We start from the raw sequence: 14,528 nt of genomic DNA, 5'->3' as shown, positions 1-14,528 counted from the left end.
AATCGCACTGCGATTAGTTTGCGTCTTCTAAATGCGTCAAATTTAATTCTTGAGCAACTCGGTGTTCACGGTAAGTTTGACGTTCTGGGTAATTATAAACCTGGCTACGTTTCAAGAAGTCATAGCTATTTTTCTTGACGTTCTTACGAGATGGGTTACTAGGCTGTTGATAGGTTGGCGCCACTTCTGCCAAGATGTAAGAATCCTGTTGCAGACGATTTGCCAAGTGATGGATTTTTGAGTGTTTCCCGTTAGGTGCTAAAGTTCGCTTGATAGCACTTACAGGAGCTCCCAAGATAGATGCTGTCACTGGCCCTTTATCCGTTGTTACAGCAGCTGGCTCAACAGTAGCCTCAAAGCTTGGCTTAGCTTCTACCTTAGGCTTAGCAGTTAGTTGACGGCTATTAGTATGTTTGGTTTGTTGAACTTCTTGGCGGAGGAATTTTTGGCGTTTCTCACGGACATCACGCTTAGCCTTTTCACGGGCTTCCTCTGCATAAGTCATGCCAGCTTCTTGAGTCTCCACTCGTTTTGAAGCCTGCTTACGATTGCTAGGCTTAGCTGACAAGAAATCATAGTTCGGCAACAAATCATTGTAGTCCTTATCTTGGTAAGGGCCACGGATATTTGTGATTAAATCTTCATTTTCATATAGGCGCATAGAGACCGGTTCTTGCAAGCAAGATTCCCCGTCTGGAATCAGCGGAAATTGTCGTCTTTGGCGATGCATAAAAGACTTCCTTTCGTTTTCGAGATGATGCGTATCTTAATATAAACAATCGGGAATGGGAAGATACGTCTTGCAGTATTCTATTATAGCCTAATTCAAAAGATTTGCCTAGTAGCATTTTCACATCTTAGTATTCAAATATCAAATATAACAAATTAAGATATTGCAATACCAAGAATCTCTTTAATATCCTCAACAGTCATGCTGGCACGGCTTTCATTGCCATCCAAGACAGTTGTCACCAGGTTCTTCTTGCCTTCTTGAAGCTCAAGAATTTTCTCTTCAATAGTTCCTCTTGTAATCAAACGGTAAACTTCGACATTTTGTTCCTGACCTATACGATGCGCACGACTAATAGCCTGCATTTCTACCGCTGGATTCCACCAAAGGTCAATCAGAATAACCGTATCAGCACCAGTTAGATTCAGTCCCACTCCTCCTGCTTTTAGAGAAATCAAAAAGGCATCTCGACTTCCTTGATTGAAGGCTCTAGTCATCTCTTGACGACTATCAGATGGCGTTGACCCTGTTAGCTTATAAGAGGAAATACCTAGTTCTTGTAAGAGCTCCTCTGTAATATCTAACATCCCACGAAATTGTGAAAAGATAAGAACACGGTGGTCTGATTCCTTAATTTGACTAAGCAATTCTCTTAGGCTATCTAATTTTCCGCTATCTCCAGCATAGTCCATAAAAAGAGCTGGGGTATCACAGATTTGTCGTAAGCGGGTAATTCCTGACAAAATTTCCACCTTACGACGGTTGATTTCCTGATCACTTGCAGAAATTAAACCTTGCTGCATCTGTTGCAATTGCGCTAAATAGATAGCTTTTTGAGCATCTGACAATTCACTTTGGTGAGTGATTTCAATCAAATCTGGTAAATCAGGAAGGACCTCTTCTTTCCTACGTCTTAGAATAAAGGGAGAAATATACCTAGCCACTTCCTTTGGTGTTAACTTAAGAAAGGTTTTCTTAGTTGGCAAAAGTCCTGGTAGAATAATCTGGAAAATAGACCAAATCTCCAACAAATGATTTTCAATAGGCGTTCCAGATAGTGCTAAGCAATGTGGAACAGAAAAATCACGTAGATATTGGGCAATCTTTGTCTGTGTATTCTTCATGACCTGAGCCTCATCGAGAATGAGATAGTCATATTTACCAGCCTTGTAGGCATCAAAATCCTGACGGAAGGAAGCATAGCTTGTAATAATAATCTGGTGGTCTTCAGCAATGATGTCATCACGTCTTGGCTTGAGTCCATAAGAAACCGCTACATCTAACTTAGGAGAGAACTTTTTAAACTCATCCTGCCAATTGTAAATCAGGCTTGATGGTGACAAAACCAAGACTCGTTGCTCTTCTTCTAAATGTGCAGAGAGATAGGCAATGGTCTGCAAGGTTTTCCCCAACCCCATATCATCGGCCAAGATACCGCCAAAACCATAGTGATGCAGCATAGATAGCCACTGAACACCCTTTTCCTGGTAGGGACGAAGGTCAGCTTCTACCTTATAAGTTGGCAAATCAAAGGTCTCTGGTTTACTCAAATGTTGCGTTAAGAGTTGGAAATCTTTTGAAAAACGAACAGAATCACTTTCTGAAAGAACATCCATTAATTGATAGGCAGTCAATTGATTTAGTTCTAGGTGACCTTGCCCTGAATATCGAGCTCTTAGAGTTTTGAGACTCTCACTAATACGATGCGTCGCCTCGTCAAAAACAATCAACTGACCACTACGATTGATAAAATAGGGCGAACTTTCCATCAAAGCTACTAAAGCATGATCCACATCTTCATCGTCAAGACTTGAAAAATCAAAGGAAATATCTAATAAATTCCCCTGACGCTCTACCTGAACCTGTGGACTCTGTTCAACCCGTAAGTCACGCAACTCCTGCCCAATCAGAACCGTCCCTGTATTTTCAAATTCTGCTAGAGTATTCGTAAAGAAATCATAGAGCTCTTGACTGCTATCTAATCGTTTAGATGACTGAAAATCAGGGGTGAATCCATGCTTAGCCATCAAACGGAAAACAGCCTGCTCATGACGATAGTTACTCGTAAATCCTAAATGACTCAACTCTTGTCGATTATGGACTAGGAAACCATCAAAATCAAAGGCTAATGTAAGTATAACCTCACTGTCACTTTTCAGGTCAAAGTGAAATCTCGGTGTAAAATCCTTGATATTAAAGGCTTTAGGAGCTTTAACTGGTCCCATAGTCCTAAAATCAAAAAGACTAGCAGCCAAGATGACTTGTTCATCGAGATTAAAGCTGACATGCTTATTCAAATCGCTTCCGATTGGAAGAGAGCGTAAACCAACCAAAAGTTTTTGTTGTTTTCGATTCAAACGATAAAAAACACCTTGATAAAAGAGAATACGATTATTAAAAAAGGCCTGACTATTCTTCTCAGCAACAGTCAATTCAATCATCTTAGGCTCGACAGAAATATCAAACGAGAAGAGATGGGCATCAGCAGTCAAATCCTCAACCAAAAGTCGGTGATATTCGGTTCCTTCCCATTCAAACCTAAAGCCATCCAAATCTTGCATCCGTCTCAAACCTTCCTCAAAAAAACCGTAGGGGAGACAAAGATGACGTGCATTATTCGGTAAAATAAAGTCTAAATTAGTCTTGGCTTCATCTGGAATCATCCGTCCTAAGAAGTCTAAAAATGCCTGTGAAGTCTGGTCAAATTGAATAAGCGATAGGGGTTCATAATAGTTCTTACCTATCTGATAATAACCCTCAGCCTCTACAAGTTTGAGAAAGGCAGGAATATCTCGAATAACATAAGAACGTTCATCTGGTAAGCGACGTAAACGTATACTCCACCAAATCTCTGAACCAAAGGTAGATTCCTCTCCCTCTACCATCAAGCTATATCTAACAGTATCATCCTCATTTAGGGAAAGGCCTTCTAAAAATAAACCACCAAAAGAGTGTCCTCGCTCTTGTCCCTGAGAGGACTCTTGTTCCTCTTCCAATTCTGCCAATAGACGCTGGCCTTCTTTATCGTTTTTTAGATAATACTCAATAGCTGCCAAATGGGGACAATAGCCTTTTTGAGCGAAATAATCACAGTCACACGTGATTTCAGAATCATTGAGTGCATAAATTAAATGATGTTGGTCAACTGTTGTATCCAACTGAGTTTCTGAGACCTGATGAATGGTAATGAGATCCTTTTCAAAAAGTTCAATACCCTCATTACGGACTCTGCCCGGCATCAATTTTGCCATAGTATTCACCCCTATCTTATCCCTCTATTATAGCACAAAATCCTTATAAACTAGGCCTTCACCAAGATAAAACAAAAAACACTCCCGAAGGAGTGTCGCAGATTATTATTCGTAATCAAGTTTATCTGAGTGACCTGAACCATTACCAACATAGTAACCTGTCTTACAGTTAATACTGAAGAGGTAGGTTCCATCTGGAAGGTACAAGTTGTAGTAACCATTACCATTGATGATGTTGACTGGCTCAAGGATGAAGTTATCTCCTGAGAAGTAACCACGTGAGTGTGATGTTTCGATAATCTTTTCAAGAACACCATCAGCCCATGTCCAAGCTGGGTTACTTGTATCTGCTACTACGTTTGCATTATAAGGCACACGTGAGCGATCACGTTGAAGGATTGATGGGTTATAATTTGTGATTCCGCGTGTTACAACTGTTGAAGCTGCAGCTGAGCCACCAGTAGTTCCTCCAGTCGCACCAGTTGAACCTGCTGAACCTGCTGAGTTAGCTGCTCCATTTTGCGCTCCAGAAGTATTGGCTGCGGCCGCACCATCACCATTAGAAGCTGCTCCAGATGTGTTATCACCTGAAGGTGTAGCAGGACTAGCAGTATTGGCGCTGGCAGCAGCTGTCGCTGCAGATGTTGCGCTCGCAGCCTTAGCTTTTTCTTCAAGCTGAGTCTTACCACCCTTAATAGCTTCTTGGACAGTGCTGTCGAGACTCGCATTTCCAGTTGTTGTTACACTTTCTGGAAGATTATTAAAGTTAGCATCTGATTTAACAGCAATAGAGGCATTATAGCTACCATCTACAAGAGCATCTGACTCAAACTGACTGTTAATCTTTTGTACAGCTTCAATTTGTTTCTTCAAGTTATCATATTTTTTCTTAGCTGCATCATAATACTTGGTTTTCTCCAATTTCTTGAGCAGTTTTTCCAAATCTGATAACTTACCAAATTGATCATTAGCGAGTTTTGTTTGCTCGTCATCTGTGAAGAAATTCTTATACATTTCTTCAAAGGCCTTATTATCAGCAGCTGACGTATCCTTGCTTGATGATGATGTCACTGCTGAAGAAGCTGTGCTTGTTGTTTTCGCCGATTGGCTATGTGTTCCTTTATAAAGAGCATAGCTACCACCGATAATAGCTAAAGCAAGAACTGCTAGAGCACCGATAACAACACCTTTACGACGGTAAACTGGAATGTCACCATCAAAGGCACTCTTATGCGATGGTGAAATAAACTCTGAAGAGATTCTGTCTTCTGCAGATGGGCGATTAACTGCCATAGACACTTTTGGTGTTGTCTTTTCTTCATCAGCTTTTGCTCCAGTTACCCCTGCCACTGTTGATGCAATAGCTGCCAAATCAATAGTGTCTGAAATAGCAGCATCATCCAACAAAGGTTTTGAAGCTTGTGGCTCAGTACCGTCAATATTGGCAACAGCAGGATTTTGTGGTTCTGGATCATCAATGTTAGCAATCAAAGGATTGTTATCATCAATATTATCTACCAATGCATCGTTATAGGCTGGCTGATTAGTTGAAGTAGATGAATCAGCGAGTGCATCACCAAGGTCAAATTTTTCTGTTTCTGACGTGATGAAACGATCAGCATTTGTTGACGTAATGATAACTTCAGAACTTTGACTTTCTGGTTCTGCAATAACCTCAGGTTCAACAGGGGCATTTGGCAACTGCTTGTCAATATGAGATTGAGTTTCATCAGCCTGGTTATCTGTAGCACCAAAACCAAATGTGACCGGTGTTACTTCTTCAGTAGCTGTTGTTGAGTTGATTGACTCATTAGCCATTGATTGACCAATCAAACCTGAATCCGCAAACTCCTGACGTTGCTTTTGAATAAAAGCATCCAAAGGTGATGTATCGCCATCAGCTTCAATTTTCTTTGAAAATTTTTGTGAGGCAACTTCTTCACGGTGTTGCTTGATATACTTATCCAAAATGCTATCTGTTTCTGTTACACCAGCATTAATCTCGGCTTCTTTTCGGACAGCCTCACCGACCGTCATTTCCTTGGCATCTTGGAAATCTAGCTCTTGGCTACCTTCATAGCCATTTTGTGTTTTATCTTCTGACACGTTTAATTTACCTTTCTAGCCTCAGAACGGCGAACACGCTCTCCAAAATATTGATATAAATCAACACGGAGGGTTCCGTTATAAAGCTTACGTTTTTTATCGGCTTTCATACCGTATTTGCTTTCAAATTGTTCATCGCTGGTCAAGATAAACTTGCTCCAAGTTTTAAGTGGCGCAAAAGTTTGACCCATTTCATTATACAAGATATCCACAGCCTTGTCATCCAACAAACGCTCACCATAAGGAGGGTTTGAAATAATGACACCATTGATTTTATCTGTTTTCAGGTCCTGTAAACGCATTTGTTTCAATTTAATAACATCTTCAAGACCTGCCTCACGAGCATTGGCTTTTGCAATTTCAACCATACGGCCATCAATATCACAACCCATAATATCTAATTCAATATCGTAGTTTGCCTTGCTATCTGCTTCATCACGTACCGACTGTACTAAATCCTTATCCACCCAATTCCATGCTTCAAAGGCAAAATCACGATTAAATCCTGGTGCAATGTTCATGCCAATCATTGCAGCCTCAATACAGAAGGTCCCTGAACCACAAGTCGGGTCAATCAATGGTTTATCCGGATACCAATTACTAAGTTCAAGGATAGCAGCCGCCATATTTTCTTTAATCGGTGCTCCACCTTTATCAGTACGGTAGCCACGCTTAAAGAGACTAGCACCTGTGGTATCAATCAAAACCGTAGCCTTATCCTTCAGAATAGAGACTTCAATCTTAAATTCCGCTCCTGTTTCTTGGAGAGGCACTCCTTCTGGACGGTGGAAATACTTCTGCAATTTCTTAACGACAGCTTTTTTTGAAATCGCCTGAACAGATGGCTCATTATGAAGCTTTGATTTAACACATTTAGCCTTAGAAATTGGGAACTTTGCACCTAGCGGAAGATAATTTTCCCAGTCTAAAGCAAAAACTCCCTGAAAGAGTTCCTCAAAGGTACGTGCTGGAAATTCACCCACTACAATCTTGATACGATCTGCTGCTCTCAACCAAAGGTTGGTTTCAGCAATTGCACGAACACCACCTTGGAAACGCACCTTACCATTTTCAACCTGCGTGTCATAACCTAACTCACGCAATTCACGTCCAACCACAGCCTCAAGACCTGCTGCTGCAGTTGCTACTAATGTAAATGTTTCTTTCATTGTCATCCTTTTATCTCATTGTTACGCGTACAAACTTTCTTAACCGATAGCTTATTTCCCACTCTTTTCTTTAATTATAAAAGAGAGAATTCTTGCTAAAAGAAGGCTGAGACATGTGTCCCAGCCTCACCTATATGCAATTTTCTATAAGCCATGTTTTGTTCCAGAAGTGACTAGGTACCACTTCCTTCGATAATCATCTGTCTACTGCAAAGCAGTCAGGATGGTCCGTTCGTTTCCAGCCATCCCATGCCCCTACCAAAGTTTGGGTTGCTAGCTTGAGGGGTTTACCGCGTTCCACTTTTTAGGTTTCCCTAAAAACTCCGTCACTGTGGCACTTTCAGAGCTACTAAAACCTATCCGAAGACTTAGCCAGTTCACTCGCCGTAACTTGAAAATCAAGTCCCTAGGCTTATTAATTCACCTAGCACAAACACTACTGGCATCACAGCCAGTGCTAGCATGGACTTTCCTCATGGAAGACTAGCAACCATGCGATTATCCAAAAATTGCACAAACCAGTTTTATTCGACGATTTGTTTTCCAAAGACCTCTTTTTCCAAACGACTGATACGTTTTAAGATATCATAGTTTGAAGCCGAAGCAACATTGGCATTCGCACGTGATGGCTCACTTGTCACACTTGCGTATGCTGGGCGACTTGCAGGAGCTGATGAAGTTTTAGCCTTAAGTTTTGCATTTTCTTCTTGCAATTCCTTAACTAGAGCAATATAGACACCGTAATCTTTGATTACATCATCTAAAAACTCATCAACTTCTTTTTTATCGTATCCACGCATGCTTGTTTTAAATTCTTGTTCGTAGATTTTCTTGGGCGTTAAATTAATCTTAGCCATTTTTATTCTCCAATACTTGTCTTATCTAACTTACTAATACTTTACTGTCTAATGTTTTTATGATACAGAAAAAAAGATAAAAATGCAAGTTTAAAACTCAATTATATCCTATTCCGACATGACCTCATTGAGGTCATCAAAAGTCAGTCGAGATACGGGATAATCCCTTGCTTCTATCATCATACCGTAAAAATATTTCAGATTTGTTTCATTTTCAGGTTCATAAAATAAATAAGCCTGATCTGTATTGTCAATGAGAAACTGATTAAATTGTTTAAACTGGGCTGGAGATTGGTAAGCGGGAAAGCTATACTTGACAAAATCAACCTGCTTAAAGGCTGCCAGTTTTGTCTGATTCGCTTCATTCCAATTCTGACCGTGCGTTTCAAAAGGGAAGAGTGTCGCTAACTTTAAAGGATAGTCTTGCTGAAGTTCTTTGGCCACCTCTAGTGCCCAAAATTCAAAACCGAGGTTGCCGGTAAAAATCATCCAATTCACACCATCATCCAAGAAACGCTTAAAATCACGTTTAATTGCTTTCTTAATAATGGTTACTTTAGGGTCCTTGTCTTTAAAAATACCAAGTTCAAAGCTCTTATAACCAGTTACCAGTAGTGATGTCATTTATTGTTTTCCTCGTTCATTTTATGGTATAATAAAATAGTCTTTATGCATATCTTATAAAGAAGAAGGGAAAGAAATGGTAAACTATCCCCATCAGATATCTCGTAAGATAGCACAAGTACGTCCTAAAAAATCAAATAGAGTTGACTTTGCCAATCGGGGGATGAGCTTTGAATCTGCTATTAATGCGACTAATGATTACTATTTGTCGCGTGGTTTAGCCGTTATTCATAAAAAACCTACCCCTGTTCAAATTGTCAAAGTCGATTATCCCAAACGCTCACGGGCAAAGATTGTAGAAGCTTACTTTAGACAAGCTTCTACTACCGACTACTCCGGCGTTTACAAAGGATACTACATTGATTTTGAAGCCAAAGAGACACGACAAAAGACATCCATGCCTATGAAAAACTTTCATGCGCATCAAATTGAGCACATGTCTCAGGTCATCAGTCAAGATGGGATCTGCTTCGTGCTACTTCACTTCTCGACGCTTAAGGAAACCTACCTTCTGCCTGCCAAAGACTTAATCGCTTTTTATCAGATTGATAAAGGGACGAAATCAATGCCTCTTGATTATATCAAAAAAAGAGGCTATGCAATTGCAGAAGCAGCTTATCCTCAAGTTCCTTACTTAGAAATCATTGAAAAATTATTAGGTGGTAACACATAATGGCTAAATTTAATTTCAGCAACTTTAAAGAATCACTTAACGGTTTGACTAAACGTGCTAAAAACATCAAGGTCAAGCGTTCAGATTCTTCTCGCTATGGCAAAGGAAAACGCTCTGCTGCTTCAGACCAAAGTTTGGGCTGGCGTATTGCAAAATACGGATTTATTGGACTTCTTACTTTCTTTGTAGTCTGTGTCATCGCTGGTGGTAGCCTCTTTGCCTACTATGTTAGCAGTGTTCCTAAACTTACCGAGAACAAACTGCAATCAACAAACTCAAGTAAGATTTACGACGCTAATGGTAGTCTTGTTGCCGACTTGGGAGCTGAGAAACGTGAGAGTGCATCAACAGATGAAATTCCAACAACTCTAGTTAATGCCATCACCTCTATCGAGGATAAACGTTTCTTCACTCACCGTGGAATTGACGTCTACCGTATCATGGGGGCAGCTATTAACAACCTTCGTCGTAGCAGCACCCAAGGGGGGTCTACGCTCGACCAACAGTTGATTAAGTTGGCTTACTTCTCAACTAACACTTCTGACCAAACCCTTAAACGTAAGTCACAAGAAATCTGGTTGTCACTCCAAATGGAGCGTCAATTCACAAAACAAGAAATCTTGACCTTCTATATTAATAAGGTTTATATGGGTAATGGTTACTACGGTATGAAGACTGCAGCTAAATCTTACTTTGGTAAGGACTTGAGCGACCTCTCTGTTGCCCAAGCAGCTCTTCTTGCTGGTATTCCACAAGCACCTACACAATATGACCCTTATGCTAATCCAGATGCTGCCAAAGAACGTCGTAACACTGTTCTTGACGAAATGTATGAAGACAAGAATATTTCTAAAGAAGAGTACGAGCAAGCTAAAGCAACTGATGTATCAGATGGCCTTCTTCCACTTACGAAGAAAGCTAGCTATGAGCCATACTTAGATAACTACATCAAACAAGTTATTGAACAGGTATCTACCGATGCCAACGCTGATATTTACTCAGCAGGTCTCGACGTCTACACTAACCTTAATCCAGATATTCAAAAATATATCTGGAACGTCTATAATACTAACGACTACGTATACTATCCAAACGATAGTCTCCAAGTTGCTTCTACTATTATTGATGTTACTAATGGTCGTGTCGTTGCCCAATTGGGTTCACGTCACCAAGACGAAAACATTGCACTTGGTACCAACCAAGCTGTTCAAACAGACCGTGACTGGGGTTCTACAATGAAACCAATCACTGACTATGCTCCTGCTATTGAAAAAGGTGTTTATACAAACACTGGTACGACTGTTTACGATAATCCTTACAATTTCCCAGGTTCTTCAACACCAGTTTACAACTGGGACCGTAAGTATTACGGAAGCATTTCATTGACTTATGCACTTCAACAATCACGTAACGTTACAGCCGTTAAAGCTCTCCAAGCTGCCGGTTTGGAATATGCTCAATCCTTCTTGAAGGATTTGGGTATCGAGTATCCAGAAATGTACTACTCAAATGCCATCTCATCTTCAACATCATCATCAGATTCTAAGTATGGTGCATCAAGTGAGAAAATGGCCGCAGCTTATGCAGCCTTTGCAAATGGTGGTACTTACTATAAACCTTCTTACATTAAATCAATCAAATTTGAAGATGGTTCAACTAAATCATTTGATTCTAAAGGTGTCGAAGCCATGTCACCGCAAACAGCCTACATGATGTCTAGTATGTTGAAACAAGTATTGACAGGTGGTACAGCAACTGAAGCTTATGTTCCTGGTACAATCAATGCTGGTAAGACTGGTACATCTAACTACGGTGACGATGAGTACTATAAAGTACAAAAAGAAAGTGGTGTCTATGCTGACCTTATGGTTCCGGATGAAACTTTCGTTGGTTACAATACTAAGTATGCAATGGCGATTTGGACAGGTTACAAAAACCGTAAAACACCACTTTATGGTTCAGACCTTGATATCGCTAAACAAATCTATGGTGTAACAAGTAGCTACCTTAACCAGATGTATGGTGCGGGTTCTGAAGATTTCGATATGCCTAGCGGTGTTTATAATAATGGTAGCTATGTCTTCCTTACTGGTTCTTCAACATCAAATGTTTACACAGGATCACTTGGAACATCTAGCTCATCATCAAGTTTAGACTCAAGCCAAAGCAGTGACTCATCAAGTTCACAAGATAGTCAACAGTACGGTCCTGATGCTTCAACAAATCCATCGACATCAGCCTCTAATGGCTCTGAACATTCAAATTCAAACACTGCTACAGCAGAAGAATAAGAAATAAAAAGGGTTATCCGAATGGATAACTCTTTTTTTACCGATAAATTTTAAAGAAGCTATGAAAAACCACTGGCATCATTTTCCAGTGGTTTCATATATTGTCTTATTTTGAAGCAAGGGCTCCCATTGGATCCCAAGGAGCAAGTACTTGTGGCTCTGCTTCATAGGCTGCTAATTCTTCAGCTGTAAGGAAGTCTTTACGGACAACGATTTGATAAGTATATTCATCCATCCAGGCATCAGAAGCGACAAAGTAACCTTTTTGTCCGACCTTGTCTCCCCAAGAATTTTCAACCTTCCATTTAACAGGTTTGCCATCAGCATCCAAGTCAACCCCAGTCAATACCATGGCGTGAGTCATGAGAGATTCACTGTAGTCCAAACGTCCTGCCTTGTCTTGAGTCAAGTTAATATCCATGCTAGCTGTAAAGTCATAAACATTAGTTGCAAGAATACCTTTTTGGCGGTCTGAAACTTGACCAACATCTGAACCAAACCAAACAGTCTCTCCAGCCTTCATCTGTGCAATGGCAAGCTCTTTGAAACGATCCATTGGGAGGTTAATATAACGCACACTTGGCGCACCTACAACATTACCCAACATCTCAACAGTATAAGATTTCCCGTAAGGTTTATCAGCTGTTGGAGCGTTGATAACTGACACATAATCACTGAGTTTAAGCCCCACATATTTTTCAAAGAAAGCTTGTGGTGTGATATTTTTCTCAGATTGATAGTTGTCATCTTTATCTCGGTAGGCAAAATCAAACTGACGTGGTGGTAAACCAAGGGTCATGGCAAGATAATTGAAGATTTCTTGAAGAAGTTCTTCCTTCTTAGCTTGAACAGTAGCTTGATCAGCACCACCAGCAATCAAATCACGCAAGATTTGAGCATCTTGACGAAGAAGCTTATTGAGGTATTGATTAAGCTCACGACTATTGCTTGAAGCTACAGATTCTGGATAAACTGATTTTGGTACAACACCATATTTTTCAAAAAGTGATACGACCATATCCCATTGTCCACCATCTTGTTGAGGGGTATCCAAAAGGAATTTAACCTTACGACTGCCAATCTCTTGATCTGCTGTAGCAATAATTTGTTCCAAGAACCAGTTTGATTTTTCATACTTGTCCCAGAAGAAGGTGTGGGCTTGAGAAAGCTCGAAACTTTCCAATTTGAAGTCTGAGATTAATTTATGGCGGAAAGTATTTAGTGCCGCAAACATCCAGCAACGTCCTGAAGCTTTTTGGTTAGACACCTCATCTTTAGTCAAATCGATTGAGAAAACATGGTCATTTTCAACTTCTGATCGACGTGTTTCGATGGATTTGAGCAAGCCATTATGAGTTACAGCATTCTCAATAGCACTGTACTTGGCATTGGCCTCATAGTCTGCAAATAGTTTATCTGTGAAATCTGTTGATAGTGAAGTCATAAGATTCCTCCTTTTAAGCCTTATTCCTCTCTATTTTATCACTAATTTCTGAAAATTCAATTTAAAAATAACCCTAGGTTAAACCTAGGGTTATGACAATCTTATTCCACTTTATCAAACTGCGTTTCAGGTGCTGGTTTCGTTGGTTGACAAGACATGATAAGGAGGACAATGCTTCCAATCAATGAGAAGATAGCCAAGATTGGTACAAGCCCTATATAACTTAGAAGTACCCAAGCCGGATGAAATCCTGCATCTCTCAAACGACGAATTTGTAGAGACAATTGAGGGATAAGTTCAATTAAGCTAAAAAGCATTAGTGGCCAAGCATAGGTAATAATTATTTTTTGCAGTTCAGTCGAATTATTCAACAGAGCTGGGTCACTAAAATCAACATTACTGAAGAAAGGAATAAGAACACAAAAAACAGTAAGAATAGTAATAATAATGACATTAACCAAGTAAGCCCACCAGTAGTCTGGACGAGTCGAACGGCCGCTAAAGTCAAAAGCACGCTTCCAAAAATCAATATAAGCTTTGATCATAACTCATTTCTCCTCTTATTTCCAAAAATCATCAAAAATAGTGATTGGCAAGTGACGTTTGTGTTGACCTTTACGCCACCAAGACTCAATCGTTTCCTGAGCTTTGGCTGAGACTTCCTTACCTTCAAGGTAGTCATCAATTTCACGATAGGTCACTCCAAGTGCCACTTCATCAGCGATTCCTGGTTTGTCCTCTTCCAAGTCAGCTGTTGGTACTTTTTCATAAAGGGCCTTGTCCGCACCAAGTTCTGCAAGAAGGGCTGCACCTTGACGTTTGTTTAGACGAAAGAGTGGCAAGATATCTGCACCACCATCACCAAATTTTGTGAAGAAGCCTGTAAGGTTTTCAGCGGCGTGGTCTGTCCCGATAACTGCCCCACTATTTTCACCAGCAACCGCATATTGGGTTATCATACGTTGGCGGGCCTTGATATTTCCCTTGTTGAAGTCAGAAACGGTAACACCTGCCTTGGCAAGTTCAGCAACCTGACCATCAACAGCCTCTTTGATATTAACCGTAAGACTCACATCTGGCTTGATAAAAGCAAGAGCACGTTGGGCATCATCTTCATCTGCTTGAACTCCATATGGTAAACGAATAGCGATAAACTGATAGTCTTTTCCTGTCTCTGCACGGAGCTCTTCAATCGCAAGTTGTGCCAGACGGCCAGCCAATGTAGAATCTTGACCTCCTGAGATTCCCAAAACATATGTTTTAAGGAATGGATGTTTGAGCATGTAGGCCTTCAAAAAATCAACGGATTTTCGAATTTCTTCCTTTGGATCAATGCTAGGTTTAACGCCTAGTTGAGCAATAATAGTTTCTTGCAAAGTCATA

At 40.3% G+C, this 14,528-nt stretch carries 11 protein-coding genes and 1 other RNA gene; 2 read left to right on the top strand and 10 right to left on the bottom strand.

The annotated features are described in order from the left end of the window. Positions 1 to 13: 13 nt before the first annotated feature. The 7 genes from A6J31_RS10625 to A6J31_RS10595 form a co-directional block, all read right to left on the bottom strand. On the bottom strand, positions 14 to 730 hold the full coding sequence (locus A6J31_RS10625; protein WP_002886515.1) for a hypothetical protein: 717 nt from the start codon (positions 728 to 730) through the stop codon (positions 14 to 16). 155 nt (positions 731 to 885) lie between these two features. Further along, positions 886 to 3,981 (bottom strand): DEAD/DEAH box helicase, encoded by a 3,096-nt coding sequence (locus A6J31_RS10620; protein ID WP_080611174.1) that lies wholly within the window; start codon positions 3,979 to 3,981, stop codon positions 886 to 888. A gap of 105 nt (positions 3,982 to 4,086) precedes the next feature. Then, positions 4,087 to 6,087, bottom strand: a complete 2,001-nt coding sequence (locus A6J31_RS10615) for a cell division site-positioning protein MapZ family protein (RefSeq protein WP_080611172.1) — start codon at positions 6,085 to 6,087, stop codon at positions 4,087 to 4,089. Between the two features lie 2 nt (positions 6,088 to 6,089). Continuing rightward, positions 6,090 to 7,256 carry a THUMP domain-containing class I SAM-dependent RNA methyltransferase gene (locus A6J31_RS10610; protein WP_064525716.1) on the bottom strand — a complete coding sequence of 389 codons (1,167 nt, stop codon included), beginning with the start codon at positions 7,254 to 7,256 and terminating at the stop codon, positions 6,090 to 6,092. Positions 7,257 to 7,398: 142 nt separating this feature from the next. Further along, positions 7,399 to 7,766, bottom strand: an RNA gene (gene rnpB / locus A6J31_RS10605) — RNase P RNA component class B. A 14-nt stretch (positions 7,767 to 7,780) separates the two neighbouring features. Then, positions 7,781 to 8,113, bottom strand: coding sequence for a cell division regulator GpsB (gpsB, locus tag A6J31_RS10600; RefSeq protein WP_080611170.1), 333 nt, complete (start codon positions 8,111 to 8,113; stop codon positions 7,781 to 7,783). Positions 8,114 to 8,221: 108 nt separating this feature from the next. Next, positions 8,222 to 8,737 carry a DUF1273 domain-containing protein gene (locus A6J31_RS10595; protein WP_080611169.1) on the bottom strand — a complete coding sequence of 172 codons (516 nt, stop codon included), beginning with the start codon at positions 8,735 to 8,737 and terminating at the stop codon, positions 8,222 to 8,224. A 76-nt stretch (positions 8,738 to 8,813) separates the two neighbouring features. Between A6J31_RS10595 and recU the strand changes: the two genes are divergently transcribed. Together recU and pbp1a are read left to right on the top strand one after the other, a co-directional pair. Continuing rightward, on the top strand, positions 8,814 to 9,410 hold the full coding sequence (gene recU, locus A6J31_RS10590) for a Holliday junction resolvase RecU (protein WP_002886506.1): 597 nt from the start codon (positions 8,814 to 8,816) through the stop codon (positions 9,408 to 9,410). Beyond that, positions 9,410 to 11,701, top strand: a complete 2,292-nt coding sequence (gene pbp1a, locus A6J31_RS10585) for a penicillin-binding protein PBP1A (protein ID WP_080611167.1) — start codon at positions 9,410 to 9,412, stop codon at positions 11,699 to 11,701. Before recU ends, pbp1a begins: the two co-directional genes overlap by 1 nt. Before the next feature lie 106 nt (positions 11,702 to 11,807). On the opposite strand, the gene pepC is transcribed toward pbp1a, so the two are convergent. The 3 genes from pepC to nadE form a co-directional block, all read right to left on the bottom strand. Further along, a complete protein-coding gene (gene pepC, locus A6J31_RS10580; RefSeq protein ID WP_002889851.1) occupies positions 11,808 to 13,145 on the bottom strand; it encodes an aminopeptidase C in 1,338 nt (445 codons plus the stop codon). Positions 13,146 to 13,246: 101 nt separating this feature from the next. Next, complete coding sequence (locus A6J31_RS10575) at positions 13,247 to 13,690, bottom strand: DUF805 domain-containing protein (RefSeq protein WP_002889843.1); 444 nt, start codon at positions 13,688 to 13,690, stop codon at positions 13,247 to 13,249. 15 nt (positions 13,691 to 13,705) lie between these two features. After that, on the bottom strand, positions 13,706 to 14,527 hold the full coding sequence (gene nadE / locus A6J31_RS10570; protein WP_002889841.1) for an ammonia-dependent NAD(+) synthetase: 822 nt from the start codon (positions 14,525 to 14,527) through the stop codon (positions 13,706 to 13,708). Position 14,528 lies beyond the last annotated feature (1 nt).

The sequence above is a fragment of the Streptococcus sp. FDAARGOS_192 genome (genome assembly GCF_002073815.2).
GTDB lineage: Bacteria > Bacillota > Bacilli > Lactobacillales > Streptococcaceae > Streptococcus > Streptococcus salivarius_H.
Note: the sequence above shows the minus strand (reverse complement) of the source record. Positions and strands in the feature narration are given on the sequence as shown.

Coding starts and splice junctions, on each gene's coding strand:
- A6J31_RS10625 (WP_002886515.1), bottom strand. CDS start 730: ATGCATCGCCAAAGACGACAATTTCCGCTGATTCCAGACGGGGAATCT.
- A6J31_RS10620 (WP_080611174.1), bottom strand. CDS start 3,981: ATGGCAAAATTGATGCCGGGCAGAGTCCGTAATGAGGGTATTGAACTT.
- A6J31_RS10610 (WP_064525716.1), bottom strand. CDS start 7,256: ATGAAAGAAACATTTACATTAGTAGCAACTGCAGCAGCAGGTCTTGAG.
- gpsB (WP_080611170.1), bottom strand. CDS start 8,113: ATGGCTAAGATTAATTTAACGCCCAAGAAAATCTACGAACAAGAATTT.
- A6J31_RS10595 (WP_080611169.1), bottom strand. CDS start 8,737: ATGACATCACTACTGGTAACTGGTTATAAGAGCTTTGAACTTGGTATT.
- recU (WP_002886506.1), top strand. CDS start 8,814: ATGGTAAACTATCCCCATCAGATATCTCGTAAGATAGCACAAGTACGT.
- pbp1a (WP_080611167.1), top strand. CDS start 9,410: ATGGCTAAATTTAATTTCAGCAACTTTAAAGAATCACTTAACGGTTTG.
- pepC (WP_002889851.1), bottom strand. CDS start 13,145: ATGACTTCACTATCAACAGATTTCACAGATAAACTATTTGCAGACTAT.
- A6J31_RS10575 (WP_002889843.1), bottom strand. CDS start 13,690: ATGATCAAAGCTTATATTGATTTTTGGAAGCGTGCTTTTGACTTTAGC.
- nadE (WP_002889841.1), bottom strand. CDS start 14,527: ATGACTTTGCAAGAAACTATTATTGCTCAACTAGGCGTTAAACCTAGC.